Origin of the sequence: Burkholderia gladioli (assembly GCF_000959725.1) — a bacterium.
Classification (GTDB): domain Bacteria; phylum Pseudomonadota; class Gammaproteobacteria; order Burkholderiales; family Burkholderiaceae; genus Burkholderia; species Burkholderia gladioli.
The window spans coordinates 230,378-255,627 of record NZ_CP009323.1 but is presented as its reverse complement, the minus strand read 5'-3'; the positions used below and the strand labels follow the sequence as shown (position 1 = coordinate 255,627).

The 25,250-nt window shown below is 67.4% G+C and carries 24 protein-coding genes; 17 read left to right on the top strand and 7 right to left on the bottom strand.

Annotated features, from left to right (window positions below; translation table 11 throughout):
• Nucleotides 1-201: 201 nt before the first annotated feature.
• From BM43_RS17995 to ftsB, 5 genes are all read left to right on the top strand, one after another.
• Nucleotides 202-1,011 carry an alpha/beta fold hydrolase gene (locus BM43_RS17995; protein ID WP_036050050.1) on the top strand — a complete coding sequence of 270 codons (810 nt, stop codon included), beginning with the start codon at nucleotides 202-204 and terminating at the stop codon, nucleotides 1,009-1,011.
• A gap of 260 nt (nucleotides 1,012-1,271) precedes the next feature.
• On the top strand, nucleotides 1,272-2,933 hold the full coding sequence (locus BM43_RS17990; protein ID WP_017919663.1) for a CTP synthase: 1,662 nt from the start codon (nucleotides 1,272-1,274) through the stop codon (nucleotides 2,931-2,933).
• Nucleotides 2,930-3,784: a 3-deoxy-8-phosphooctulonate synthase gene (gene kdsA, locus BM43_RS17985; RefSeq protein WP_017919662.1), complete on the top strand. Its 855-nt coding sequence runs from the start codon at nucleotides 2,930-2,932 to the stop codon at nucleotides 3,782-3,784. The genes BM43_RS17990 and kdsA overlap by 4 nt, the downstream gene beginning before the upstream one ends.
• A 97-nt stretch (nucleotides 3,785-3,881) precedes the next feature.
• Entirely contained in the window at nucleotides 3,882-5,165 is a 1,284-nt protein-coding gene (gene eno / locus BM43_RS17980) for a phosphopyruvate hydratase (RefSeq protein WP_013698717.1), read from the top strand.
• Between the two features lie 82 nt (nucleotides 5,166-5,247).
• Nucleotides 5,248-5,667 (top strand): cell division protein FtsB, encoded by a 420-nt coding sequence (gene ftsB, locus BM43_RS17975; RefSeq protein WP_013698716.1) that lies wholly within the window; start codon nucleotides 5,248-5,250, stop codon nucleotides 5,665-5,667.
• 115 nt (nucleotides 5,668-5,782) lie between these two features.
• Here the strand turns inward: ftsB and BM43_RS17970 are convergent, their stop codons facing one another.
• The 3 genes from BM43_RS17970 to BM43_RS17960 are packed head-to-tail and all read right to left on the bottom strand — an operon-like array spanning nucleotide 5,783 to nucleotide 7,707.
• On the bottom strand, nucleotides 5,783-6,142 hold the full coding sequence (locus tag BM43_RS17970) for a hypothetical protein (RefSeq protein WP_013698715.1): 360 nt from the start codon (nucleotides 6,140-6,142) through the stop codon (nucleotides 5,783-5,785).
• A 51-nt stretch (nucleotides 6,143-6,193) separates the two neighbouring features.
• Nucleotides 6,194-7,144: an Hsp33 family molecular chaperone HslO gene (hslO, locus tag BM43_RS17965; protein ID WP_017919660.1), complete on the bottom strand. Its 951-nt coding sequence runs from the start codon at nucleotides 7,142-7,144 to the stop codon at nucleotides 6,194-6,196.
• A gap of 38 nt (nucleotides 7,145-7,182) precedes the next feature.
• Nucleotides 7,183-7,707: a gamma carbonic anhydrase family protein gene (locus BM43_RS17960; RefSeq protein WP_025099059.1), complete on the bottom strand. Its 525-nt coding sequence runs from the start codon at nucleotides 7,705-7,707 to the stop codon at nucleotides 7,183-7,185.
• Nucleotides 7,708-7,901: 194 nt separating this feature from the next.
• On the opposite strand from BM43_RS17960, the gene BM43_RS17955 reads away from it, so the two are divergent.
• The 10 genes from BM43_RS17955 (at nucleotide 7,902) to BM43_RS17910 (ending at nucleotide 17,124) form a co-directional block, all read left to right on the top strand.
• Nucleotides 7,902-8,786, top strand: coding sequence for a ferritin-like domain-containing protein (locus tag BM43_RS17955; protein ID WP_036050052.1), 885 nt, complete (start codon nucleotides 7,902-7,904; stop codon nucleotides 8,784-8,786).
• A gap of 144 nt (nucleotides 8,787-8,930) precedes the next feature.
• A complete protein-coding gene (locus BM43_RS17950) occupies nucleotides 8,931-9,827 on the top strand; it encodes an alpha/beta fold hydrolase (RefSeq protein WP_036050055.1) in 897 nt (298 codons plus the stop codon).
• Between the two features lie 183 nt (nucleotides 9,828-10,010).
• Nucleotides 10,011-10,841: a 3',5'-nucleoside bisphosphate phosphatase gene (locus BM43_RS17945; protein WP_013698710.1), complete on the top strand. Its 831-nt coding sequence runs from the start codon at nucleotides 10,011-10,013 to the stop codon at nucleotides 10,839-10,841.
• Between the two features lie 79 nt (nucleotides 10,842-10,920).
• Nucleotides 10,921-11,556 carry an L-threonylcarbamoyladenylate synthase gene (locus tag BM43_RS17940; protein ID WP_013698709.1) on the top strand — a complete coding sequence of 212 codons (636 nt, stop codon included), beginning with the start codon at nucleotides 10,921-10,923 and terminating at the stop codon, nucleotides 11,554-11,556.
• 82 nt (nucleotides 11,557-11,638) lie between these two features.
• Nucleotides 11,639-12,298 (top strand): site-2 protease family protein, encoded by a 660-nt coding sequence (locus BM43_RS17935; protein ID WP_036050057.1) that lies wholly within the window; start codon nucleotides 11,639-11,641, stop codon nucleotides 12,296-12,298.
• Nucleotides 12,299-12,307: 9 nt separating this feature from the next.
• Entirely contained in the window at nucleotides 12,308-13,510 is a 1,203-nt protein-coding gene (locus BM43_RS17930; RefSeq protein ID WP_013698707.1) for a tryptophan--tRNA ligase, read from the top strand.
• Nucleotides 13,511-13,523: 13 nt separating this feature from the next.
• Nucleotides 13,524-14,141: a class I SAM-dependent methyltransferase gene (locus tag BM43_RS17925; protein ID WP_230676256.1), complete on the top strand. Its 618-nt coding sequence runs from the start codon at nucleotides 13,524-13,526 to the stop codon at nucleotides 14,139-14,141.
• Between the two features lie 44 nt (nucleotides 14,142-14,185).
• Complete coding sequence (dapA, locus tag BM43_RS17920) at nucleotides 14,186-15,088, top strand: 4-hydroxy-tetrahydrodipicolinate synthase (protein ID WP_025099054.1); 903 nt, start codon at nucleotides 14,186-14,188, stop codon at nucleotides 15,086-15,088.
• 109 nt (nucleotides 15,089-15,197) lie between these two features.
• Complete coding sequence (bamC, locus tag BM43_RS17915; protein ID WP_036050060.1) at nucleotides 15,198-16,343, top strand: outer membrane protein assembly factor BamC; 1,146 nt, start codon at nucleotides 15,198-15,200, stop codon at nucleotides 16,341-16,343.
• A 4-nt stretch (nucleotides 16,344-16,347) separates the two neighbouring features.
• Nucleotides 16,348-17,124, top strand: a complete 777-nt coding sequence (locus tag BM43_RS17910) for an MBL fold metallo-hydrolase (protein WP_036050063.1) — start codon at nucleotides 16,348-16,350, stop codon at nucleotides 17,122-17,124.
• A gap of 620 nt (nucleotides 17,125-17,744) precedes the next feature.
• On the opposite strand, the gene BM43_RS17905 is transcribed toward BM43_RS17910, so the two are convergent.
• A complete protein-coding gene (locus BM43_RS17905) occupies nucleotides 17,745-18,971 on the bottom strand; it encodes a cupin domain-containing protein (RefSeq protein ID WP_172535111.1) in 1,227 nt (408 codons plus the stop codon).
• 32 nt (nucleotides 18,972-19,003) lie between these two features.
• Between BM43_RS17905 and BM43_RS17900 the strand changes: the two genes are divergently transcribed.
• Complete coding sequence (locus BM43_RS17900) at nucleotides 19,004-19,552, top strand: FKBP-type peptidyl-prolyl cis-trans isomerase (RefSeq protein WP_013698701.1); 549 nt, start codon at nucleotides 19,004-19,006, stop codon at nucleotides 19,550-19,552.
• A 57-nt stretch (nucleotides 19,553-19,609) separates the two neighbouring features.
• Here the strand turns inward: BM43_RS17900 and BM43_RS17895 are convergent, their stop codons facing one another.
• Both BM43_RS17895 and mutS read right to left on the bottom strand, forming a co-directional pair.
• Nucleotides 19,610-20,875: a membrane protein gene (locus tag BM43_RS17895; protein ID WP_036053113.1), complete on the bottom strand. Its 1,266-nt coding sequence runs from the start codon at nucleotides 20,873-20,875 to the stop codon at nucleotides 19,610-19,612.
• A 10-nt stretch (nucleotides 20,876-20,885) separates the two neighbouring features.
• A complete protein-coding gene (mutS, locus tag BM43_RS17890; RefSeq protein WP_042286169.1) occupies nucleotides 20,886-23,519 on the bottom strand; it encodes a DNA mismatch repair protein MutS in 2,634 nt (877 codons plus the stop codon).
• Nucleotides 23,520-23,752: 233 nt separating this feature from the next.
• On the opposite strand from mutS, the gene BM43_RS17885 reads away from it, so the two are divergent.
• Entirely contained in the window at nucleotides 23,753-25,054 is a 1,302-nt protein-coding gene (locus tag BM43_RS17885; protein ID WP_036050065.1) for a tyrosine-type recombinase/integrase, read from the top strand.
• Here BM43_RS17885 and BM43_RS39095 read toward each other — a convergent pair.
• Complete coding sequence (locus BM43_RS39095) at nucleotides 25,011-25,247, bottom strand: helix-turn-helix transcriptional regulator (protein WP_013698698.1); 237 nt, start codon at nucleotides 25,245-25,247, stop codon at nucleotides 25,011-25,013. The genes BM43_RS17885 and BM43_RS39095 overlap by 44 nt on opposite strands.
• Nucleotides 25,248-25,250 lie beyond the last annotated feature (3 nt).

Below are 25,250 nucleotides of genomic sequence, written 5' to 3'. Positions count from 1 at the left end.
GAAAATCAAGCGCTTATCCGATGATTTCGAAACGGCGCGGGGCAACGGCCGAGGCGCCGCCGTCGCGCTTCGCGATGGCGCGGCCCGGACGCGCTATGCTCGCTGCCATCGGCACTGGCGATCGCCTCCCCGCGCAGGCGGGGAGCGGCGAGCCCGGCCTCGACCCGGACCCACATGATGAAACCAGGAGACAGCGGCGACTTGAAGGACATCCTCCACTTCTCTCATGCGAACGGTTTTCCCGCGCCGACCTACCGGACCATCTTCGCCGAACTGGCCGACGACTACGAACTGCGCCATATCGACCGGATCGGCCACGACCGGCGCTACCCCGTGACGCGCGACTGGCCCCACCTGGTCGAGGAACTGCTGGAGTCGATCGGCCGCGACTATACGCGGCCGGTTTGGCTGGTCGGCCATTCGCTGGGCGGTTATCTATCCCTGATGGCGGCGCTGCAGAAGCCGCAATGGGTCAAGGGCGTGGTGATGCTCGACTCGCCCGTGATCGCGGGCTGGCGCAGCAGCGCGCTGCGCTTCAGCCAGTGGGCCGGCCTCGACGAGCGGCTCTCGCCGGCCGCGGCCACCCGCACGCGCCGCACGCGTTGGGCCGATCGCGAGGAGGCCTGGCGGCATTTCCACGAGAAGCCGGCCTTCGCGCGCTGGGACGAGCGGATGCTGGCCGACTACATCGACTACGGCATTCCGCAGACGGATCCCTCGGGCGAGCGCCGGCTCGCCTTCGATCGCGACATCGAATACATGATCTACCGCACCTTGCCGCACACGCTCGGCCCGCGCCTGGCGCACGGCGCGCCGGTGCCGGTCGGCTTCCTGGCCGGCACGCGCTCGCGCGAGGTGCGCCAGGTCGGGCTGGAGGCGACGCAGCGCGTCGCGCAGGGGCGCGTCGAATGGCTGGAGGGCTCGCACCTGTTCCCGATGGAGCGGCCGCTGGAGACGGCGCGCGCTTTGCAGCGCATGCTGAATACGCTGCGTTCGGTGGAGATGGCGTAGGCGGCTGTCGCGATGCGTGCGCGGCGATCGCGGGCGCGCTCGGGCAGGGCGCTGGCGCCGCAGCGGAATCTGTCGATATGCCGTCGATGCGACGCCGATACACGGGTGCTGGTGCCGTCGATGCGCCGCCGCGAACCGGCCGGCGCGGCCCGGCGGGCCGCTCTCCCGCGCCGCTCAAGGATAGGGCGCGATCGGCCCGCAATTGCTGAGAGATACGCGGTCTTTACGGTATAATCCGTTTTTCCCGCGAGCATCCAGCGATGACCAAATATGTATTCGTCACCGGCGGCGTAGTTTCCTCCCTCGGCAAGGGGATTGCCGCCGCTTCTCTCGCCGCGATCCTCGAATCGCGCGGTCTGAAAGTCACCCTCCTCAAACTCGATCCGTACATCAACGTCGACCCCGGCACGATGAGCCCGTTCCAGCACGGCGAAGTGTTCGTGACGGAAGACGGCGCGGAGACCGACCTCGACCTCGGCCACTACGAGCGCTTCATCAGCACCAAGATGCGCAAGGCCAACAACTTCACGACCGGTCAGATCTACGAGTCGGTGATCCGCAAGGAACGCCGCGGCGACTACCTGGGCAAGACGGTCCAGGTGATTCCGCACATCACCAACGAGATCCAGGCCTTCATCGAGCGCGGCGCGGCGTCCGCCACTTGCGGCGAGCCGGACGTGGCGATCGTCGAGATCGGCGGCACGGTCGGCGACATCGAATCGCTGCCCTTCCTCGAGGCCGCGCGCCAGATGAGCCTGCGCCTGGGCCGCAACAGCGCCTGCTTCGTGCACCTCACCCTGGTGCCGTTCATCGCCACGGCGGGCGAGCTGAAGACCAAGCCCACCCAGCACAGCGTGCAGAAGCTGCGCGAGATCGGCATCTCGCCGCACGTGCTGCTCTGCCGTGCCGATCGCCGCATCCCCGACGACGAGTCGCAGAAGATCTCGCTGTTCTCGAACGTGCCCGAAGACGCGGTGATTTCCGTGTGGGACGTCGACAGCATCTACAAGATCCCGCAGATGCTGCACGACCAGGGCCTCGATCGCATCATCTGCGAGGAACTGAAGCTGACGGTGAAGGATGCCGACCTGGCCATGTGGGGCTCGCTGGTCGACAAGCTCGAGCACCCGCAGCACGAAGTCACGATCGGCATGGTCGGCAAGTACGTCGAGCTGACCGAATCCTACAAGTCGCTGATCGAGGCACTGCGCCACGCCTCGATCCACACCTCGACCAAGGTCAACATCGAGTATCTCGATTCGGAAGAGATCGAGGCCAAGGGCGTCGACAGCCTCAAGCATCTCGACGCCGTGCTGGTGCCGGGTGGTTTCGGCCGTCGCGGCACCGAAGGCAAGATCGCGGCGATCCGCTATGCGCGCGAGTCCAAGGTGCCGTATCTCGGCATCTGCCTGGGCATGCAGCTGGCGGTGATCGAATTCGCGCGCGACGTGGTGGGCCTGAAGGACGCCAACAGTACCGAGTTCGATCCCGAGACGCCGAACCGCGTGGTCGCGCTGATCACCGAGTGGTACGACCGCGAAGGCAAGGTCGAGAAACGCACCGAGGCCTCCGACCTGGGCGGCACCATGCGCCTGGGCTCGCAGCGTTGCCCGATCAAGGCCGGCACGCTGGCCGAGGAAATCTACGGCAGTGACGTGAACGAACGTCACCGTCACCGCTACGAGGTGAACAACCGCTTCGTGCCGCAGCTCGAGTCGGGCGGCCTGGTGATCAGCGCGCGCACGCCGAGCGAGGACCTGCCGGAAATGATGGAGCTGCCGCGCTCGATGCACCCCTGGTTCGTCGGCGTCCAGTTCCACCCGGAATTCACCTCCACGCCGCGTGACGGCCATCCTCTGTTCAAGTCGTTCGTCGAAGCCGCGCTCGCCAGCCAGCAGGCGCGTGCCGGAGTGAAAGCATGAAACTGGGCGATTTCGAAGTCGGCCTCGACCGGCCGTTCTTCCTGATCGCCGGCACCTGCGTCGTCGAATCGGAGCAGATGACGATTGACACGGCGGGCCGGCTCAAGGAAATCTGCGCGAAGCTGAACATCCCGTTCATCTACAAGTCCTCGTTCGACAAGGCCAATCGCAGCTCGGGCACCTCGTTTCGCGGCCCGGGCATGGACGAGGGGCTGCGCATCCTCTCCGAGGTCAAGCGCCAGCTCGGCCTGCCGGTGCTGACCGACGTGCACGAGGTGGACGAGATCGAGCCGGTCGCGGCGGTGGTCGACGTGCTGCAGACGCCGGCCTTCCTGTGTCGGCAGACCGACTTCATCCACGCCTGCGCGCGCTCGGGCAAGCCCGTCAACATCAAGAAGGGCCAGTTCCTCGCGCCGCACGACATGAAGAACGTGATCGACAAGGCGCGCGCGGCGGCCCGCGAGGCCGGCCTCTCCGAGGACCGCTTCATGGCCTGCGAACGCGGCGTCTCGTTCGGCTACAACAATCTCGTGTCGGACATGCGCTCGCTGGCGATCATGCGCGAGACCGGTGCGCCGGTGGTGTTCGACGCCACCCACTCGGTGCAGCTGCCGGGCGGGCAGGGCACCAGCTCGGGCGGCCAGCGCGAGTTCGTGCCGGTGCTGGCCCGCGCGGCGGTGGCCACGGGCGTGGCGGGCCTGTTCATGGAAACCCATCCGAACCCGGCCGAGGCGAAGTCCGACGGCCCGAACGCCGTGCCGCTGCATCGCATGGCCGCGCTGCTCGAGACGCTCGTCACGCTCGACGCGGCAGTCAAGCGCGCGCCGTTCCTGGAAAACGATTTCAACTAATGCATGAACTTGGCGGCGGTGGCGGACGTCTGTAGCAAGGTCCGCTTCGCCGGCACAGCCTTCACGACGGAATTCATCGTCATCCTCAGAGGAAATCATGAGTGCAATCGTAGATATCATCGGCCGCGAGATTCTGGATTCGCGCGGTAATCCCACCGTCGAGTGCGACGTGCTGCTCGAATCGGGCACGATGGGCCGCGCCGCGGTGCCGTCGGGCGCGTCGACGGGTTCGCGCGAGGCGATCGAGCTGCGCGACGGCGAGACCGGCCGCTACAACGGCAAGGGCGTGCTGAAGGCGGTCGAGCATATCAACACCGAAATCTCCGAGGCGATCATGGGCCTCGACGCGTCGGAGCAGGCCTTCCTCGACAAGACGCTGCTCGAGCTCGACGGCACCGACAACAAGTCGCGCCTGGGCGCGAACGCGATGCTGGCCGTCTCGATGGCCGTCGCGAAGGCCGCCGCCGAAGAGGCCGGCCTGCCGCTGTACCGCTACTTCGGCGGCTCGGGCGCGATGCAGCTGCCGGTGCCGATGATGAACATCGTGAACGGCGGCGCGCATGCCAACAACAGCCTGGACATCCAGGAATTCATGATCGTCCCGGTCAGCCAGCCGACCTTCCGCGAAGCGCTGCGCTGCGGCGCCGAAGTGTTCCATGCGCTCAAGAAGATCCTGTCGGATCGCGGCATGAGCACGGCGGTGGGCGACGAAGGCGGCTTCGCGCCGAACTTCGGCAGCAACGACGAATGCCTGTCGACCATCCTCCAGGCGATCGAGAAGGCCGGCTACCGCGCCGGCGAGGACGTCCTGCTGGCGCTCGACTGCGCGGCCTCGGAGTTCTACCACGACGGCAAGTACCAGCTCGCCGGCGAAGGCCTGCAACTGTCGTCGGCCGAGTTCGCCGACTACCTCGCCACGCTGGCCGACAAGTTCCCGATCGTCTCGATCGAGGACGGCATGCATGAAAGCGACTGGGACGGCTGGAAGCTCCTGACCGAGCGCCTGGGCAAGAAGGTGCAGCTGGTGGGCGACGATCTGTTCGTCACCAACACGCGCATCCTCAAGGAAGGCATCGAGAAGGGCATCGCGAATTCGATCCTGATCAAGATCAACCAGATCGGCACGCTGACCGAAACCTTCGCGGCCATCGAGATGGCCAAGCGCGCCGGCTACACGGCCGTGATCTCGCATCGCTCGGGCGAGACGGAAGATTCGACGATCGCCGATATCGCCGTCGGCCTGAACGCCGGCCAGATCAAGACGGGTTCGCTCTCGCGCAGCGACCGCATCTCGAAGTACAACCAACTGCTGCGCATCGAGGAAGATCTCGGCGATATCGCCAGCTACCCGGGCAAGTCGGCGTTCTACAACCTGCGCTAACGCGTTACTATCCGGTCTAGTCACCCGTGACGCCGCTTCGCGATCCTCGTGAAGCGGCGCTTCTTATATCTGCGGCTCGTACATGCGGCTTGTCACTGTCGTCCTGATCGCCTTGCTGGTGTTGATTCAGTACCCGTTGTGGTGGGGGCATGGCGGCTGGCTGCGCGTACACGAATTGCGGCAGGAGCTGGCCAACCAGACGCAGAAGAACGCCGACGAGAAGCTGCGCAACGAGCGGATCGCCGGCGAGGTGCAGGATCTGCAGAACGGCACGGCGGCGATCGAGGAGCGGGCCCGCTACGAGATGGGCATGGTCAAGGACGGCGAGGTGTTCGTGCAGTTCGTCTCGCCGAATTCGCCGGCGCCGATGGTGCCGAACCAGAATTCGACCGCCTCGCTGACCAACCATGGCGATACCAGCAGCGCGCCGGTGCGCGTGGTGCCGAATCCGGTGTCGCGGGCCAAGCCCGAGCGGCATCACGGGCGCGCCGAGCATCACTGACGGGCGAGAGGCTCGCGCCGGCTGGTAGCGGCGAGGCGGCGACGGAAACGAAAAAGCGCGACCCGAAGGTCGCGCTTTTTCATTGGCGAGGCGCTCGATCGACGGCCCGAGCGGCTTACCAGCCCCATCCCCAGCCGGGGTAGCCGTAACCGACGCCGGTGCCCCAGCCGCGATTCCAGCCGCCGCCGTAATACCCGCCGTAGACGGTGACCGGCGTCGGCGCGTAGTAGGAATAGGCGCGCGCGGCAGCCTCGGCCGACATGATCTCGTTCTGCTCGCGCAGCACCTGCCGGTCGATCGCGTCGTAGCGCTGCTTTTCCGCGGGCGTGAGCGGCTGGGCCGTGGCGGTGGCCGCGCCGGGCTGGCCGTCGGGCAGGCGGCTCAGCACCGTCGAGGACGGCGGCACCGCGCAGCCGGCCAGCGTGAGCGCGACGAGGGCTGCCGGCAGCGAGCGTGACAGGGGCAGGGGCTTCATGACGGCTTCTCCTTCTACCTTCTTCAAGGCACTCGCGGCGACGCGCGAGCCTCAGTGACGCTGTTCGCCGGCCGGCGCGACGCCTGCGCCGATTTCAGGCGTCACGAACAGTTGTTCGACGTCGACCGGGTCGAATTCATAACGCTCGTTGCAGTATTCGCAATGAATCTCGACATGGCCGCGTTCCTCGATCACGCTGTCCACTTCCTCGCGGCCCAGCATCCGCAGCATCCCGCCCACCTTCTCGCGCGAGCAGGTGCACTGGAAGCGCGTCGCGGCCGGTTCGAAGTGGCGAACGCTTTCCTGCCAGAACAGACGCCGAAACACCGTCTCGGGTTCCGTATCGAGCAATTCCTGCGACGAGAGCGTGCTGCCCAGCGTGCAGACGCGCTCCCAGGTATCCAGGTCGGGCTCGTTGGCGGCCGGCACGATGCCGCCGTCGCCGGGCAGCTTCTGCAGCAGCATGCCGACCGCGCGCTCGCCGTTGGCGGCCAGCCACAGCCGCGTGTCGAGCTGCTCGGAATGGTGCATGTAGTGCTCGAGCATCTGCGCGACCGACTCGATCGGGCCGTCGTGGTCGTTGAGCGGCACGATGCCCTGGTAGGGCTGCTGGCCGGGTTTCTTGTCGGCCGGGTCGAGCGTGATCACGCAGCGGCCGTGGCCGCTGGCGTTGACCAGGTCGACGAAGGACATGCCTTCGCCGAGCGTGGCGGCGGTGGCGTCCGACAGCTTGGCGGTGGCGCGGATCGAGAGATCCGAGCCGCATTGCACCACCAGCATCTTGACCGGCCCGTCGCCGTAGATCTGCATGATGAGCGTGCCGTTGAACTTCAGGTTCGCGGACAGCAGCGCGCAGGCGGCCATCATCTCGCCGAGCACGTTGCGCACCGGCGCCGGGTAGTTGCGGCGCGTCAGCACCTCGCGCCAGGTGTTGCCCAGCGAGACGATCTCGCCGCGCACCGGTGCCGTGTTGAACATGAATTTCTGTAACTGGTCGCTCACTTCGGTTCCTCGATTGACGGGCAGCGGCGGCGCGGCTTTCAGCCGATCCGCACCAACTGCTCCTTGAAATACGCGCGTCGCTGCGCGTAGTTGTGCGTGTTCGCGTGCATGCGCGCGATGTCTTCCTCGCTCAGCGTGCGCACCACCTTGGCCGGCGCGCCCAGGATCAGCGAGTTGTCCGGGAACACCTTGCCCTCGGTCACCACGGCGCCGGCGCCGACCAGACAGTTGCGGCCGATCACCGCCCGATTCAAGACCACCGCCTGGATCCCGATCAGCGAACCCTCGCCGATGGTGCAGCCGTGCAGCATCGCCTGGTGGCCGATCGTCACGTTCGGGGCCACCGTCAGCGGGCAGCCCGGGTCGGTGTGCAGCACCGCGCCTTCCTGCACGTTGCTGCCGGCGCCGACCACGATCGGCTCGTTGTCGCCGCGGATCGTGGCGCCGAACCAGACGCTGGCGTTCTCCTCGAGCACCACCTTGCCGATGATCGCCGCGGTATCCGCGACGAACACGCTCTCATGAATGGTCGGGGCGTCTTCGCCGAGCTTGTAGATGGTCACGCGTTGTCTCCTGGGGTTCGCTGAGCCGGTGGGGCGCGTGTCGCGCGCCGGTACAATGTGCGCGGCCGCCTGGGGCCGTGGGCAGGCGTCGTGCGCGGGATCGGCATGATCCGCGCGATGCTGGCGTCTACCCGAATCCGCTATTGTAAATGCTTGCGCGAATTGACCGCGTACGCTGTGCCGAAGCCGTTTTCATGTCCGACCCGAATTTCTCCTCCGCCGCGCCGTCCGTTTCCTCTTCCACGCCCGCCCGCTGCGTGCGCGCGGCGGCGCTCGCCGCGCTGCTCGAGACCGAACCGGTCGCCAAGGCCGCGCAGGTGCGCGTGCTGCATGCGCAGTGGCTGGCCGGCCGCGCCGAGGTCGATCCCGAGCGCCGCTTCGCGCCGCCGCCGGCCTTGCCGGGGCGGCCGGCACGCCCGGAACTGGTCGAGCCGCGCTTCCTGCAACGCCGCTCGATGCGCTCGGAAGCCGGGCGCGCCACCTTGCTGCACGCGCTGGCCCATATCGAATTCAACGCGATCAATCTCGCGCTGGATGCGGTCTGGCGCTTCCCGGCCATGCCCGCGGCCTTTTACGCCGACTGGCTCAAGGTGGCGGCCGAGGAGGCGTATCACTACACGCTGCTGGCCGAGCGCCTTGCGGAATTGGGACACGCCTACGGCGATTTCCCGGCCCACGACGGGCTCTGGGAAATGTGCGAGCGCACGGCGGGCGACGTGCTCGCGCGCATGGCGCTGGTGCCGCGTACGCTGGAGGCGCGCGGGCTGGACGCCTCGCCGCCGATCCGCGCGCGCTTGATGCAGGCCGGCGACGAGGCTTCGGCCGCGATCCTCGACGTGATCCTGCGCGACGAGATCGGCCATGTGGCGATCGGCAACCGCTGGTTCCGCCATCTCTGCGCGCGGGCCGGGCTCGAACCGCATCCGGCCTACCTGCGGCTCGCCGAGCAGTACCATGCGCCGCGGCTGCGCGGGCCGTTCAACTTCGAGGCGCGCCGCGACGCCGGTTTCGACGAGCTGGAACTGGAGGCGCTGGTCGCCCAGGATCGCGACACGCCGCCCGCCGGCACGCCGGACTGAGCAAGCGCGCCCCGGGCACGGCGCATCGCGACGCAAATGCAGCCTAGAGAAGTGCCTCGACACATGCGTCGCCTCAGCACCATTGCACACATCGTCGCAGCGTCGCCGATATAATCGAACGACCATTCTTTTTTGGCGGCCGCGATGACCCAGACCCATTCCGACTCCATTTCCGAATTCGTGACCGTGCGTGGCGTGCGCCTGCACGTGCGCCGCTGGGGCCGGCCCGATGCGCCGGTGCTCTACATGCTGCATGGCTGGATGGACGTGGCCGCCTCGTTCCAGTTCGTGGTCGACGCGCTGGCCGGCGACTGGCAGGTGATCGCGCCCGATGCGCGCGGCTTCGGGCTGTCCGATTGGCCGGTGGCCGCGCAGGGCGGCGGCCATTACTGGTTCATGGACTACCTCGGCGATCTCGAGGCGCTGATCGATCACTACACGCCGGACGGCGAGGTCAACCTGGTCGGCCACAGCATGGGCGCGAACGTGGTCTGCCTGTATGCCGGCGCGCGGCCGGAGCGGGTGCGCCGCGTGGTCGACCTGGAGGGTTTCGGGCTGGCGCCGCCGCCGGCCTCGCAGGCGCCGCTGCGGCTGGCCGCCTGGCTCGACGAGTTGCGCGTGCCGCCGCTGCTCAAGCCCTATGCCTCGCTCGGCGAGGTGGCCGAGCGCCTGATGAAGACCAACCCGCGGCTCGCGCCCGAGCGCGCGCGTTTTCTCGCCAACCACTGGGCGCGCCGCGAGGACGACGGCCAGTACCACCTGCTGGCCGATCCGGCCCACAAGCAGGCCGGGCCGCTGCTGTACCGGCTCGACGAGGTGATGGCGGTCTGGTCGCGGGTGCGCGCCAAGGTGCTGCATGTCGAGGCGGTCGATTCGCCGACGCTGCGCATGCTGGCCGGCAGGATCCCGCTCGACGAATTCCGCAAGCGTTTCGCCGCCTTCCCCGACTGGCGCGAGAAGACCATCGAGGAGGCCGGGCACATGGTCCACCACGACCAGCCGGAGCAGATCGCGGCGCTGATCGAGGCCTTCTGCGCCTGAGGCCGCGCCGGGCCGTCCCGCGGCGGCCCGTTTCCCGTCTGTCTGCAGCCGGTTTTCGTTCCATCTCGTCCCATTCGTCCCCGTTTCGGTTCACGGGCCGCGCGGGCAGGCCCGCTGGCCGGTCCGGACCCGCGGCGATCGTGCGGCGTTGCAGTAGAATGTCGCATGCACCCGATTCCGACGATGAACGCCGATCTGCACTGTCATTCCAACGTCTCCGACGGCGCCCTGACGCCCGCAGAGGTTGCGCAACGCGCACACGCGGCGGGCGTCACGCTGTGGGCGCTGACCGACCACGACGAGGTCGGCGGCCAGCTCGCGGCGCGCGAGGCCGCGCAGGCGCTCGGCATGCGTTATGTCTGCGGCGTCGAGATCTCGGTGACCTGGGCTTCGCGCACGGTCCACGTGGTCGGTCTCAACGTCGATCCGGCCGCGCCGGCGCTGGTCGACGGCCTGTATCGCACCCGCAACGGCCGCGCCGCGCGCGCGCTGGAGATGGGCGAGCGGCTCGCCGAGATCGGCATCCCCGGCGCCTACGAAGGGGCGCTGCGCTACGTCTCGAACCCGGACCTCATTTCCCGCACCCATTTCGCGCGCTACCTCGTCGAGGCCGGCCATGCGGCCAGCACCTCCGAGGTGTTCGCGCGTTATCTCGGCGACGGCAAGCCCGGCTGCGTGCCGCATCGCTGGGCCAGGCTGGACGACGCGGTCGGCTGGATCCAGCAGGCCGGCGGCGAGGCCGTGATCGCCCACCCGGGCCGTTACGCCTACACGCCGGTCGAATTCGGCGCGCTGTTCGGCGAGTTCATCGACCTGGGCGGCCGCGCGATCGAGGTCGTCACGGGCAGCCACACGCCCGACCAGTATCGCGAGTACGCGGAGGTCGCCCGGCGCTACGGCTTCGAGGCGTCGCGCGGTTCCGATTTCCATGCGCCGGGCGAGAGCGTCGTCGAGCTCGGCAGCCTGCCGCCGCTGCCGCCGGACCTGAAACCGGTCTGGGAACGCTGGCTCTGACCCACGGCCGCGCGCGGCGCGCGGCTTCAGCCCCGGCGCGCCATGCACGCGCGGGCGACGCCCACTCCCCACTGATCCCATGTCCCAGTACTTCAGGATTCACCCGGAAAATCCGCAGCCGAGGCTGGTGCGCCAGGCCGTCGAGATCGTGAAGCAGGGCGGCGTGATCGCCATGCCGACCGACTCCAGCTACGCGCTGGCCTGCCATCTCGACGACAAGACCGCGGTCGAGCGCGTGCGCAAGATCCGCGGGCTCGACGACAAGCAACTGCTGTCGCTGCTGGTGCGCGACCTGTCCGAGCTGGCCAATTTCGCGATGGTCGACAACCACCAGTACCGGCTGATCAAGTCGGTCACGCCGGGGCCCTACGTGTTCGTGCTGCAGGCCACCAAGGAGGTGCCGCGCCGGCTCTCGCATCCCTCGCGCAAGACTATCGGGCTGCGCGTGCCGGATCACGCGATCACGCTGGCGGTGCTGGAGACGCTCGGCCAGCCGTTGCTCGGCACTACCCTGATCCTGCCGCCCGACAGCGATCCGCTCAACGATCCCGAGGAAATCCGCGAACGCCTGGAAAAGCAGGTGGACCTGGTGATCGATGGCGGCGCCTGCCCGCGCGAGCCCTCGACCATCGTCGACCTGACCGGCGACGCGCCGGTGCTGGTGCGCGCCGGCCGCGGCTCGCTCGAACCCTTCGGGCTGAGCGCCGAGGCCTGAGCGGCCGCCCGTCATCGACTGTCATGATTGCCGGCCGCCGGTTTGTCCGTCGGCCGTTTTCCGCTTGTTACAATACCGCGCCATGGACAATCTGATTCAGACCATCGTCGTCTACGCCCTGCCGGTGATCTTCGCGATCACGCTGCACGAGGCCGCGCACGGCTACGCCGCGCGCCTGCTCGGCGACAACACCGCCTACGCGCTCGGTCGCGTGTCGTTCAACCCGATGCGCCACATCGATCCGATCGGCACCATCGTGATGCCGCTGGTGCTGTACTTCCTGACCAGCGGCGCCTTCCTGTTCGGGTATGCCAAGCCCGTGCCGGTCGCGTTCCGCAACTTGCGCAATCCGCGCTGGGGCAGCCTGTGGGTGTCGGCGGCGGGGCCGGCCTGCAACTTCGTGCAGGCGCTGGTCTGGGGCTTCGTGTCGATCGGCCTGGCGGCCGCCTCGGTCGACGAGCCCTTCTTCACGCGCATGGCGTCGGCCGGCATCATCGTGAACCTGGTGCTCGGCGTGCTGAACCTGTTTCCCCTGCCGCCGCTCGACGGCGGGCGCGTGCTCACGGCGCTGCTGCCGCCCAAGCAGTCGATCGCGCTGTCGAAGATCGAGCCTTATGGTTTCATCATCGTCCTGCTGCTGATCATGACGGGCCTGCTGACGAAGTTCTGGCTGCGGCCGGGCGTCGACATCGGCTACAGCATCGTGACGGCCATCCTGACTCCCTTTGCCTCGCTTTTCTAAAACACAATCATGTTCCCCGATCGTATCTTTTCCGGCATGCGTCCCACCGGGTCGCTCCACCTCGGCCATTACCATGGCGTGCTGAAGAACTGGGCGAAGCTGCAATCCGAATACCCGTGCTTCTTCTGCGTGGTCGACTGGCATGCGCTGACCACCCACTACGAAACGCCCGAGGTGATCGAGAAGAACGTCTGGGAAGTGCTGATCGACTGGATCGCGGCCGGCATCGATCCGGCCCAGGCCACGCTGTTCATCCAGAGCAAGGTGCCGGAGCACGCCGAGCTGGCGTTGCTGCTGGGCATGAGCACGCCGCTGGGCTGGCTCGAACGCGTGCCGACCTACAAGGAGCAGATCGAGAAGCTCAAGGACAAGGATCTCTCGACCTACGGCTTCCTCGGCTACCCGGTGCTGATGGCCGCCGACATCCTGCTGTACCGCGGCTCGCTGGTGCCGGTCGGCGAGGACCAGGTGCCCCACGTCGAGATGACCCGCGAGATCGCGCGCCGCTTCAACTACCTGTATGGCCGCGAGGCCGATTTCGAGGAGAAGGCGCTGGAGGCGGCCAAGAAGCTCGGCGGCAAGCGCGCCAAGCTCTATCGCGAACTGCGCAACGCCTATCAGCAGGAAGGCGACGACGAGGCGCTGGAGCAGGCGCGCGCGATGTTGCAGGAATCGCAGAGCCTGTCGATGAGCGATCGCGAGCGGCTGTTCGGCTACCTGGAAGGCGCGCGCAAGATCATCCTGGTCGAGCCGCAGGCGCTGCTGACCGAAGCCTCGCGCATGCCGGGCCTGGACGGCGGCAAGATGTCGAAGTCCTACGGCAATACCATCGGCCTGCGCGAGGATGCCGAGACCATCACCAAGAAGGTCCGCACCATGCCGACCGATCCGGCGCGCGTGCGCCGCACCGATCCGGGCGACCCGGAAAAGTGCCCGGTCTGGCAGTTCCACCTGGTCTATTCGGACGAACCCACGCGCGAGTGGGTGCAGAAGGGCTGCAAGTCGGCCGGCATCGGCTGCCTGGACTGCAAGCAGCCGGTGGTCGAGGGCATCCTGCGCGAACAGCAGCCGATGCTCGAGCGCGCGCAGAAGTACATGGACGACCCGTCGCTGCTGCGCGCGATCGTCGCCGACGGTTGCGACAAGGCACGCAAGCACGCGGTCGAGACCATGCGCGACGTGCGTGACGCGATGGGCCTGTCGTACAACTGAGCGGCGCGCGGCGATGACCACGATTCCCGTCCACGGTGACGCGAGCGGCACGAGCGAGGCAAGCGCCTCGCCGGCCGAGCGGCCGAGCGCGGCGCCGTCGCGCTGGGTGGCCGGCTGGTCGCACCTGGTGCCCGCCGGCGGCACGGTGCTCGACGTGGCGGCCGGCAACGGCCGGCACGCGCGCTGGTTCGCCTCGCGCGGGCACCCGGTGCTCGCGCTCGATCGCGATCCCGAGGCGCTGGCCGCGCTCGGCGCCCTGGCGGGCGTCGAGGCACGCGCCGCCGACATCGAGGGCGCGCCCTGGCCGCTAGCCGACACCGCGCGCTTCGCGGCGGTGGTCGTCACGCATTATCTGCATCGCCCGTTGCTGCCGAGGCTGGTCGCCTCGGTCGCGCCGGGCGGCGTGCTGCTCTACGAAACCTTCGCGCGCGGCAACGAAACGCTCGGCAAACCGTCCAATCCCGCATTCCTGCTGACGCCGGGCGAACTGCTCGACGCCGTGCGCGGCGAGTTGCGCGTGATCGCGTTCGAGGACGGTTTCGTCGACGGCACACGGCCCGCCTTCGTGCAGAGAATCTGCGCGGTGCGCGAGCAGGGGGAGGGATTCCCGCGTTACGGACTGACCGGGTAATCCGCTACAATCGACGTTTATTGGGTTTACTTTCATTGCGTTTCATGGCTAACGGCACTCAAGACGGTATTCAATTCAGCGGCAGCATGCCCGCGATCGTGACCCCGATGCTCGAAGACGGCAGCCTCGATCTGCCGGCCTTCCGCAAGCTGGTCGACTGGCATATCGAAGAAGGGACGGATGCGCTCGTGGTGGTCGGCACCAGCGGCGAATCGGCCACCTTGTCGGTCGACGAGCACGTGCTCACGATCAAGACGGCGGTCGAGCACGCGGCCAAGCGCATCCCGATCATCGCGGGCGCGGGCGGCAATTCCACGGCCGAGGCGATCGAGCTGACGCGCCAGGCCAAATCGGTCGGCGCCGATGCCACCCTGCAGGTCGTGCCGTATTACAACAAGCCGACCCAGGAAGGCATCTACCGCCACTTCCTCGCGATCGCCGAGGCGGTCGAGCTGCCGGTGATCCTCTACAACGTGCCGGGCCGCACCGTCGCGGACATGGCCAACGAGACCATCCTGCGCTGCGCGCAGGTGCCGGGCATCGTCGGCGTGAAGGACGCGACCGGCAACATCGATCGCGCCGCGCAGCTGATCAAGGCCGCGCCACAGGGCTTCGGCATCTACAGCGGCGACGATCCCACCGCGATCGCGCTGATGTTGCTGGGCGGCCACGGCAATATCTCGGTGACCGCCAACGTCGCGCCGCGCGCGATGAGCGAGCTGTGCCGCGCGGCGATCGCCGGCGACGCGAAGACGGCGCGCGAGATCCACATGAAGCTGCTGTCGCTGCACAAGCACCTGTTCGCCGAGGCGAACCCGATTCCGGTGAAGTGGGCGCTGCAGGAAATGGGCAAGATTCGCGGCGGCATTCGCCTGCCGCTGACGGCGCTCGACGAGCGCTATCACGATGTCGTGCGCGGCGCGCTGCGCGAAGCCGGCATCGCTTGACCGACACGAACGGCCGCGCTCGCGGCCGTTCGTGCTTTCCGACCCATCCCGATTTCACCCGGCCCGCCGGTATCGCGCGTGACCCGCGTTTAGCAAGACGAAGGATTTCATGAAACATTTCGCCTTTTCCTCCCGCGCACTCCAGGCGTCCGTGGTGGCGCTCGCGCTTGGCGCGCTGGCCGGTTGCGACACGCTGAACGACTACCTCGCACCGGACCGGGTCAACTACAAGTCGACCGGCTCGGCGCCGCCGCTGGCGGTGCCCAAGGACCTGACCTCGGTGCCGGTCAATCCCTCGTACATCGCGCCGCCGACCAACGCCGGCCTGGGCGCGGCGCCGCAGCGCGCGCTCACGCCGGCCGGCAACGCGACCGAAGGCCAGCCGAGCGCGCAGGATCCCTACGGCATGCACGTCGAGCGCGACGGCGACCGCCGCTGGCTGGTGGTCGACGGGCGCACGCCCGAGCAGCTCTGGCCGCAGTTGAAGGATTTCTGGACCGACAACGGCTTCGCGCTGAAGACCGATGCGCCGACCACCGGCATCCTCACCACCGACTGGGCCGAGAACCGCGCCAACATTCCCGACGACTGGTTCCGCAACACCATCGGCCGCGTGATCGACTTCGCCTACTCGTCGGGCACGCGCGACAGCTTCCGCACGCTCGTCACGCGCGGCGCCGACGGCTCGACCGACATTTCCATCACGCACAGCGCGATGGAGGAAGTGCTGACGGGACCGCAGGGCGGGGATTCCTCGCGTTGGGTCGAGCGTCCGCGCAACCCGGTGCTGGAGGCCGTGTTCCTGGCCAAGCTGATGGAGAAGTTCGGCCTGACCGAAGCCCAGGCCAAGCAACTGTTGACCGACGCGCGGCCCGCCAGCGCGGCGGCCACGGTGGTCGACAAGAGCTCGGGCGCGCCCACCCTGGATCTGTTCGAATCCTTCGATCGCGCCTGGCTGCGCGTGGGCCTCGCGCTCGACCGCACCAACTTCGCGGTCGACAACCGCGATCGCCAGAAGGGCGTCTACACGGTGCGCTACGCGAATTCCTCGGAGGAGCTCAAGCGCGAAGGCCTGTTCGGCAAGCTGTTCTACGGCGGCGCGACGGCCGCCAAGCCGGGCAAGGAATTCTTCGTCAGCGTGCGCGCCAACGGCGATGCGAAGACCCAGGTCGCGGTAGTCGACGCGAACGGCCAGGCCGACACCTCGACCGATGCGCAGCGCATCATCACGCTGCTGCACACGCAGCTGAACTGAGGCCGTGCGCTTCACGAGCCTCGGCAGCGGCAGCGAGGGCAATGCGCTGGTCGTCGAGGCCTCGTCGGGCACCACGACCACGCGCGTGCTGCTCGACTGCGGTTTCTCCGCGAAGGAACTCGACCGGCGCCTCACGCGCGTCGGGCTCGGCTCGGGCGAGCTCGACGCGATCCTCATCACCCACGAGCACAGCGACCATATCGGCAGCGCGCTGACGGTCGCCAGACGCTTCGGCATCCCGTTGTTCATGAGTTGGGGCACCGCGAAGGCGGTCGGCGCCGACAGCGCCGCGGTCGACCTGCACGTGCTGTGGGGCGACGAAACCACGCCGATCGGCGATCTCCAGATCCTTCCCTACACGGTCCCGCACGATGCGCGGGAGCCTCTGCAATTCGTGTTTTCCGATGGCGCCGCGCGGCTCGGCGTGCTGACCGATGCGGGCATGTCGACGCCGCATCTGTGCGGCGTGCTGAGCGGCTGCGACGCGCTGGTGCTGGAGGCGAACCACGATGCCGAGATGCTCGCCAAGGGCCGTTATCCGGCCTCGCTGAAGGCGCGTATCGGCGGCTCGCTCGGGCACCTCAGCAATGCCGCGGCGGCCGACATCCTGGCCTCGCTCGACCGGGCCCGCCTGCGGCACCTGGTGGCCGCGCATCTGAGCCAGGAGAACAACCAGCCCGAGCTGGCGCGGGCCGCCCTGGCGGCGGTGCTGGGCTGCGCGCAGGAGGAGGTGGGGGTGGCTTCGCAGGACGACGGCTTCGACTGGCGGAGCCTGAGTTAGGCGCAATCTCGTCGACTCGTCCCGGCCTGCATATCGAGGGAGAACGCGACGCAGAAAATGCAGGCGAAAAAAAACCGGCCCCAGGGCCGGTTTTTCGTATCAGCGTGAGCTGATCCCAGCTTACTGGCTCGCGCCCGAAGCCGGAGCAGCGGCCGATGCGCCAGCGTCCGAAGCCGGAGCGGCAGCAGCCGATGCAGCGTCGCTCGCAGCAGCAGCCGTGCTCGATGCAGCGTCCGAAGCAGCCGCGGCAGCCGACGAAGCAGCCGAAGCGGCTGCCGATGCGTCGCTAGCAGCCGACGAAGCAGCTTGGTCCGAGCTCTTGTTGCAAGCAGCGAGTGCAACGGCGGCCAACAGCGAAGCTACGAGGAGGGATTTCTTCATGATCACGTCCTTTTATGGTTAAAGGTAAGCAACAGCGCGAAACAATACCGGTAATGTGCTCCAACACCGACCTGGGCCGCTGTGGAGATGCACTGCCAGAGCGTGAATCTTCCCTACGGCTTGGGCGGAAATTATATGCACTTTCCTATCGACCGTCGACAAATGCGGGGTCAATACGTTGTCTTTCCCATACAAGTTTGGCCTGTATGAGCGTCCTGCCAGGATAAGCCGACTGCAGCTCACCCCAGCCTGATCCAGCCCGCACAATACCACTCGTGAAGCAAAGCTGTCATGAGGGGGTGCCGGGAGTGTGTTACAAAGCGTTTCGCCTCCAGATAGCGTCGATCGGCCAGTTCCGACAGCCATTTCGAGCTGCCCGAGAGCGGATTTTCTTCGCCATTGATGAAGTACGAGCGCGCGTTATACATCAATGCCGCTTTCCTGTCGAGACGAATCCCGCGAAGGCTTGCCTGCGCGACGAAATCGTCCTCGTCTAGGGGATCGTCGGGAGCGTCGAACACCACGTTCGATTTCGGTTCGCTCAGGTAGCTGCCGAGGAAGGCCTCGATGTCGCGCGGGCTCCAGCGGATGCCGTTCAGGATGGTCGCCACGCGTTCGACCAGGACCTCGGGCAGCTCGGCGGGGCGCGTCACGGCGGGCTGCTTCGGGTCGCGATACAGCTCGCCCGCGCGCGGGCTCTGTCGCAGCGCACCACGCTCGGCGAGGTAGTAGAGGAACTGCCCTGTCAGTTCGCCCGCCGACGGCGCGCGAAAGCCGATCGAGCAGGTCATGCATTCGCCCTCGGCGATGCCGTCGTGCGCGATGTGCGGCGGCAGGTAGAGCATGTCGCCCGGCTCCAGCACCCATTCCTCGGTCGGCTCGAAATGCTGGAGCACCTTCAGCGGCAGATCCTCGCGCAGCGTCAGGTCCTTCTGCGCGCCGATGCGCCAGCGGCGCTTGCCATGCACCTGCAGCAGGAATACATCGTACGAATCGAAGTGCGGGCCGACGCCGCCGCCATCGGTCGCGTACGAGATCATCAGGTCGTCCAGGCGCGCGTCGGGGATGAAGCGAAAGCGCTCGAGCAGGGCGCGCGCGGCATCGTCGTGCAGGTCCACGCCTTGCACCAGTAGGGTCCATTCGCGCTTGCTCACCGGCGGCAGCGCGCCGTCCTCGAAGGGCCCCTGTTCCAGTTGCCATCTGTTACGAAAATGCGTGATCAGACGCGATTCCGTATCGTAGTCGGCGGCCAGTTCGAACAGCGCGTCGCGCGACAGCGGCGGCACGATATCGGGGATCGCCTGGCGGATCAGCAGCGGCTTTTTCTGCCAGTGGCGGCGCATGAATTGCGACGGCGTCAACTGGCCGAGCAGCGGTGTGGGCGTGTCGGGGTGGGGGGCGCCGGATTCGTTCTGGATCGGGGCTCGCGCGCGGTTTGCCGGTTCGGCTTCGGACCGTTGGGACATCGTATAATGCGGCTGGAAATTGGGAGATTTGGATGAAAATCGCAAAAAACACCGTCGTCTCGGTGACTTACAAGCTGTCGGATACGGAAGGCAATCTGATCGAGGAAAGCGACGAGCCGATGATCTATCTGCACGGCGGCTATGATGGCACGTTCCCCAAGATCGAGGAACAGCTCGACGGTCAGGAAACGGGTTACGAAGCGCAGATCCAGCTCGAGCCGCAGGACGCGTTCGGCGATTACGATCCCGAGCTGGTGAAGATCGAGCCGCGCGACCGTTTCCCCGAGCCGCTCGAAGTCGGCATGCAGTTCGAAGGCACGCCGGAAGACGGCGACGAGGAAGTCGATTCGCTGATCTACACGGTCACCGACATCGCCGAGGACAAGGTCGTGCTCGACGGCAATCATCCGCTGGCCGGCATGGCGCTGCGTTTCGCGCTGACCGTCAAGGACGTGCGCGCCGCCACCGAGGACGAGATCGAGCACGAGCACGCGCATGGCGCCGAAGGGCTCGAGATCGTCGACGAGGATGAGGACGACGAGGACGGCGAGGAGCCGACCCAGGGTCGCACGCTGCACTGATCGATGGAAGAACGGCCGGCATTTGCCGGCCGTTTTGCTTTGCGCCGGCGGCTTCGCTCAGTAGCCGCCGTCGGGCATCGAGGCGGGCTGGCCGCCAGGCGCCGACGCCGGCGGCAGGATGGGCGGATTGCCCGTCGAGGCCGGTTGCGGCGGCAAGCCGCTCGAGGCTGGATCGGGCAATTCCGGCAAGGCCGGGATCTCCGGCATCTGCGGCAAGGGCGTGTCGTCATGCGACGCGGCCGGCAGGGCGGGCGGCACCGGCAGGTTGCTCGGCACCTCCTGTAATCCCACTCCGAACATCGGCCGTCCGGCCGGATTCACCGTGACCCTGACCCATTGCACGAGCCGCTCGCGCGGCGCGATCGCGATGCGCGTCAGGTTCGCCACCCGATCTCCTTTCTCGTCGTGCAGCGGCTGGTCGATACGAAAGCCGGCGCGCAGCGCTTCGTCGCCGGCGTGGATCACCAGGATCGTGCCGCGGAAGGTTTGCGCCGCCTTCACCAGCGCGCGCTTGAACTCCAGGAAACCGTCGCGCGCGCGCGAGCGCCCGAAGCGCAGCCAGGCGAAGCGTTCGCGCTCGTAGTGTTCGAACTGCGGATCGGCTTCGATGACGATGACCAGCGCGCGCGCGTTGCGGCGCTTGGCGGTTTCGGCGGCGTGATCGATCCAGAACGCGCTGGCGATCGCGCGATCCTCGAATTCGCCATTGCGCCCGCCCGCCGTGAGGTAGCGATTGTTCGGCGAAGGCGCGTTGAGCGCCACGAATACCACGTCGCCCTGGGTCCAGCGGATGTTCTCGCGAAACGGCCTGAAGCGTGCCACCTCGCTTTCGCGCGTGAGCGGCAGCGGTGTCTGGCCGAAGGATTCGGAATCGGCGAGGAAGGTCTGGCGCAGGTAGTCGAGGCGCTCGACCGCGTCGTAGCCGCCGTTTTCCTTCAGCGCGCAGGCGGCCCAGTCGGCCTGGCCCGGTACGTAGAACACGGGCACGCGCGAGGCTTTGAACAGCGCTATGCGGGTGTCGTAGATGCCGTCGCGGCAGGCCTCGCGCGCGCCCTTCAGGTTGCCGTCGTAGATCGCGAAGGAGACCGAGCGATCGCGCGAGATGGCATCGAGCAGGCGTGCCGCGGCCGGTTCGTCGGCCGGGCTGTTGATCGCGCCGCTCAGTACCGCGAAGGCGTAGCCGCGCTCGGCCACGCGCGTCGTTGCCGAGGCGGCGGGCGCGGCAGCGGCGGTGGTGGTCAGCGTGGTCAGCAGCAGCGCGGCCGCGGCCATCGCGACGGCGATGCCGAAACGTGGCGCGGGCGCGCCACGCGGGTTCGCCAGCGGCGGCGGATCAGTGCGCCAGGTCATCGTCCGCCTGCCGGGCGGCGAGGGTTTGCAGTTCGTAGAGCAGGTCGAGTGCCTCGCGCGGCTTGAGGTTGTCCGGGTCGATCTCGCGCAGGCGCACGAGTGCCGGATGCGGCGCGGCCGGTGCTGCCGGTTCGCGCGCCTCGGGCAGGTCGAAATCGGGCTCGTCGTCGTAGACGGGCGGCGGCGCGGCGAACAGGTCGAGCTGCGGTGTGGGCTGGCCGGCGGATTGCTGTTCGAGGTGCGCGAGATGCTTGCGCGCGGCGCGGATCACGGCGGGCGGCACGCCGGCGAGCTGCGCGACCTGCAGGCCGTAGCTCTGGTTGGCCGGGCCGTCGTTGACCGCGTGCAGGAACACGATGCCGTGGCCGTGCTCGACCGCCGACAGGTGGACGTTGGCCGCGTGCGGGAATTCCACCGGCAACTGCGTCAGCTCGAAGTAGTGCGTGGCGAACAGCGTGTAGCAGCCGTTGTTCGAGAGCAGGTGGCGCGCGATCGCCCAGGCCAGCGCGAGGCCGTCGAAGGTCGAGGTGCCGCGGCCGATCTCGTCCATCAGCACCAGGCTTTGCGGCGTCGCGTCGTTGAGGATCGCGGCGGCCTCGGTCATCTCGACCATGAAGGTCGAACGGCCGCCGGCCAGGTCGTCGGCGGCGCCGATGCGCGTGAAGATCCGGTCGATCGGGCCGAAGCAGGCCGACTTGGCCGGCACGTAGCTGCCGACGTAGGCCATCAGCGCGATCAGCGCGGTCTGCCGCATGAAGGTCGACTTACCGCCCATGTTCGGGCCGGTGATCAGCAGCAGCTTGCGCTCGTTGCCGAGCCGGCAATCGTTGGCGATGAACTGCTCGACCTGCGCCTCGACCACCGGGTGGCGGCCCTGTTCGATCTCGATGCCGATCTCGTCGGAGAAGCGCGGCGCCACCCAGTCCAGCGCGCGGGCGCGTTCGGCGAAGGCGCAGAGCAGGTCCAGCTCGGCCAGCGCACCGGCCACGCGCTGGCATTCCTCGATATGCGGCAGCAGCGACTGCAGCAGCGCGTCGTAGAGCGCGCGCTCGCGCGACAGCGCGCGTTCCTGCGCCGACAGCGCCTTGTCCTCGAAGGTCTTCAGCTCGGGCGTGATGTAGCGCTCGGCGTTCTTGAGGGTCTGGCGGCGGCGGTAGTCGTCGGGGACCTTGTCGGTCTGGCCGCGCGTGACCTCGATATAGAAGCCATGCACCTTGTTGTATTCGACGCGCAGGTTCGCGATGCCGGTGCGCGCGCGTTCGCGTGCTTCCAGGTCGATCAGGAACTGGCCGCAGTTCTCGGAGATGTCGCGCAGCTCGTCGAGTTCGGCGTCGTAGCCGCGCGCGATCACGCCGCCGTCGCGCACCATCGCGGCCGGCTCGGGGGCGACCGCGCGCGTGAGCAGGTCGGCGCAGCCGGCCGGCGGTTCCAGCGCGGCTTCCAGGCGCGCGAGCGCGCTCGCTTGCTGGGCGATCGGCGTGATGCGCGCGCGCAGCTCGGGCAGCGAAGTGAAGGTGTCGCGCAGGCTGGAGAGGTCGCGCGGGCGCGCCGACAGCAGGGCCAGGCGCCCGGTGATGCGCTCCACGTCGGTGACCTGGCGCAGCGCGCCGCGCAGGCTGTCGAGGCTGGCGTCGCCCGCTGCCTCGAGCAGGGCGCCGATCGCTTGCTGGCGTGCCTGCGCGGCCACCGAGGCGCGCGGCGGATGGTGCAGCCAGTGGCGCAGCAGGCGGCTGCCCATGGTGGTGCCGCAGGTGTCGAGCAGCGAGTAGAGCGTCGGCGATTCGGTGCCGCGCAGGGTTTCGGTCAGTTCGAGGTTGCGGCGCGTTGCTGGATCGAGGCCGATGTATTCGGATTCCGTCTCGACCTTCAGGCTGCGCACGTGGCGCAGCTGCTGGCCCTGCGTGGAGGCGGCATACAGCAGCAGGGCGCCGGCCGAGCCGCAGGCGCTGGTCAGCGAGTGCGCGCCGAAGCCTTCGAGGCTGGCGACGTCGAGCTGGCTGCACAGGCGCTGGGTGCCCGAGGCGATGTCGAAGTGCCAGGCCGGCACGCGCGTGACCGCGCCGGCGCCGACCGGCACGGCCTCGATAGCCGCGTCGGCGGCGAGGATTTCGGCCGGGCGGATCCGCTCGAGCGCCGCGCCCAGTTCGTCGGGCGCGATTTCCGCGAGCCGCAACGCGCCGCTGGCGAGGTTGAGCCAGGCGAGGCCCACGTTGGTGAGCACGCCGCGCTTGTTGTGGCCCAGGCTCAGCGCGAGCAGGTAGACGTCGGCCTTGTCGGAGAGCAGGGCGGCGTCCGTCAGCGTGCCCGGCGTGACCACGCGCACCACCTTGCGCTCGACCGGGCCCTTCGAGGTGGCGGGGTCGCCGATTTGCTCGCAAATCGCCACCGATTCACCGAATTTCACCAGCTTCGCCAGGTATTGCTCGACCGCGTGATGCGGCACGCCGGCCATCTTGATCGGGTTGCCGCCCGAGGCGCCGCGCTGCGTCAGGGTCAGGTCGAGAAGACGCGAGGCTTTTTCGGCGTCGTCGTAGAACAACTCGTAGAAGTCACCCATCCGGTAGAAGACGAGCGTATCCGGATGTTCGCTCTTGATGCGCAGGTACTGCTGCATCATGGGCGTGTGGCCGCTGAAAGACGCTTCCGTAAGCTGCTGTTTTGTATCCGTAATTTCCTGCACGTCCTTTTCCACCAAGGGTTTCCGGCTGATTTGCTCGCATGCTAGCTTCATTTCCACATGCCGCGACATCTCGCTAAATATCACAGTTGAGCGTAGGTTTTTGCGATCTCGCCGGCTAAAACCTACGCTGGTAGAGTGTGGGCTGTGTCAGAAACCTACGCCGAGGAAAAATGCGATTCGACGCACGCGCTGCGAAGCAAATGCAGCCGGGTACACACATAACGATCGACGGTTGTCCGGGCCTTCGCTTGGAGGCAACGGCCACGCGTCGCTCGTGGACTTATCGATATAAATCGCCCGTCGACGGCCGCATGCGACAAACCAAAATCGGCGAGTGGCCGGCGTTGTCGTTAGCTGCTGCTGCGGGCGAATGGGAGAAGCTGCGATCGGCCCGCGAGGCAGGGAGTGATCCAGCACTCGCGAAGCGTTTGCAGGCTAATCCAGCGCTGGGCGTTATGGTAACGCAGGACGGTCCGCTGACTGTGCGGCAGGTGTGCCGCGCATACCTCGTCGGGCACGTCGAACGCAATCGAAAGAGCAAGGGCGCTGCAGAGGCGAAACGGATGTTCGACACGATGCTCGGCGAGTTCGGTGACCGGATCGCCGAGCAGGTTACGCGGGGCCAGGCGTTCGCCCTGCTGGAGTCGTATGCGCACATTCCGGTGCAGGCTCGGCGGCTGCGGCAGGAGTTGGGCGCCGCGTGGGACTATGCCCTAGACGCGAGCACCTTGGCCGAGACTACGCCCAATTGGTGGCGGCAAATCATGCGCGGTCGCCTCCGGAGTACCGGCAAACGGATATCTGGCGAGTCCACCGGTACAAAGAAGCGGGTGCTTGCGAATGCAGAGACCGGCCGCCTGATCAACTGGCTGCCGAATTTCAGCCGGACCGTGCATGACGCGCTGGTTCTGTATCTCTGGACTGGAACGCGCGGCGGCGAGATTGGCGCAATGACCGGTAAGGAAATCAGCGAGGAAGCTGACGGTCTCTGGTGGACCATTCCGAAGGCCAAGACGAAGAACGCGAGGCACGCAAATGCGACCGACCTGCGGGTGCCGCTGGTCGGCCGTGCAGAGGAGGTCGTACGTCGACGGTGGGCGAGATACGGGGATGGGTATTTAATTCCGTCTACGAGGGGCGCTCAGACGGAACAGAAGGTGTTTCAGTCGACGGTGTGGATGCACCAGCCCTACGCTACGACGAGACCGGAAATGGAGCGGCCTCGCCTGACCGTTACGCATTGGGCGCCGCATGATCTGAGACGCACGGCTCGGACGATGCTTGCTGCGCTGGGCTGTCCGTTCGAGGTGGGAGAGGCGATCATCGGCCACATGCTGCCTGGAGTCGGCGGCGTATACAACCTGCACAAGTATGACGAGCAGCGTCGGCACTGGCTGACGCTGCTCAATGACAAGCTTGAGGAATTGGCTATCGAGGATCGGCGGTCCGGCGCCGGCCAGTCCCGCAATTAGGTGGCGGCAGGTTCTCTGACGCAGGTCGAGTCGCAGCCCATTCCTTGACCTCGCTCGTGAGCCAGCCGACCCGGCGATCCGATATCGAGCGTGGCTTCGGGAATTGCGCCTGTCGCACGAGCTTGTGGATCACGGCTGGCGACAACGAGATTGCGGCAGAGAGCGCGTCGAGGTCGAGGTAGATCGGTTCCATCGC

Coding starts and splice junctions, on each gene's coding strand:
- BM43_RS17900 (WP_013698701.1), top strand. CDS start 19,004: ATGAAAATCGCAAAAAACACCGTCGTCTCGGTGACTTACAAGCTGTCG.
- kdsA (WP_017919662.1), top strand. CDS start 2,930: ATGAAACTGGGCGATTTCGAAGTCGGCCTCGACCGGCCGTTCTTCCTG.
- mutS (WP_042286169.1), bottom strand. CDS start 23,519: ATGATGCAGCAGTACCTGCGCATCAAGAGCGAACATCCGGATACGCTC.
- BM43_RS39095 (WP_013698698.1), bottom strand. CDS start 25,247: ATGGAACCGATCTACCTCGACCTCGACGCGCTCTCTGCCGCAATCTCG.
- BM43_RS17970 (WP_013698715.1), bottom strand. CDS start 6,142: ATGAAGCCCCTGCCCCTGTCACGCTCGCTGCCGGCAGCCCTCGTCGCG.
- BM43_RS17940 (WP_013698709.1), top strand. CDS start 10,921: ATGTCCCAGTACTTCAGGATTCACCCGGAAAATCCGCAGCCGAGGCTG.
- BM43_RS17885 (WP_036050065.1), top strand. CDS start 23,753: ATGCGATTCGACGCACGCGCTGCGAAGCAAATGCAGCCGGGTACACAC.
- BM43_RS17935 (WP_036050057.1), top strand. CDS start 11,639: ATGGACAATCTGATTCAGACCATCGTCGTCTACGCCCTGCCGGTGATC.
- BM43_RS17945 (WP_013698710.1), top strand. CDS start 10,011: ATGAACGCCGATCTGCACTGTCATTCCAACGTCTCCGACGGCGCCCTG.
- BM43_RS17950 (WP_036050055.1), top strand. CDS start 8,931: ATGACCCAGACCCATTCCGACTCCATTTCCGAATTCGTGACCGTGCGT.
- BM43_RS17925 (WP_230676256.1), top strand. CDS start 13,524: ATGACCACGATTCCCGTCCACGGTGACGCGAGCGGCACGAGCGAGGCA.
- BM43_RS17990 (WP_017919663.1), top strand. CDS start 1,272: ATGACCAAATATGTATTCGTCACCGGCGGCGTAGTTTCCTCCCTCGGC.
- bamC (WP_036050060.1), top strand. CDS start 15,198: ATGAAACATTTCGCCTTTTCCTCCCGCGCACTCCAGGCGTCCGTGGTG.
- BM43_RS17905 (WP_172535111.1), bottom strand. CDS start 18,971: ATGTCCCAACGGTCCGAAGCCGAACCGGCAAACCGCGCGCGAGCCCCG.
- BM43_RS17930 (WP_013698707.1), top strand. CDS start 12,308: ATGTTCCCCGATCGTATCTTTTCCGGCATGCGTCCCACCGGGTCGCTC.
- eno (WP_013698717.1), top strand. CDS start 3,882: ATGAGTGCAATCGTAGATATCATCGGCCGCGAGATTCTGGATTCGCGC.
- ftsB (WP_013698716.1), top strand. CDS start 5,248: ATGCGGCTTGTCACTGTCGTCCTGATCGCCTTGCTGGTGTTGATTCAG.
- BM43_RS17955 (WP_036050052.1), top strand. CDS start 7,902: ATGTCCGACCCGAATTTCTCCTCCGCCGCGCCGTCCGTTTCCTCTTCC.
- dapA (WP_025099054.1), top strand. CDS start 14,186: ATGGCTAACGGCACTCAAGACGGTATTCAATTCAGCGGCAGCATGCCC.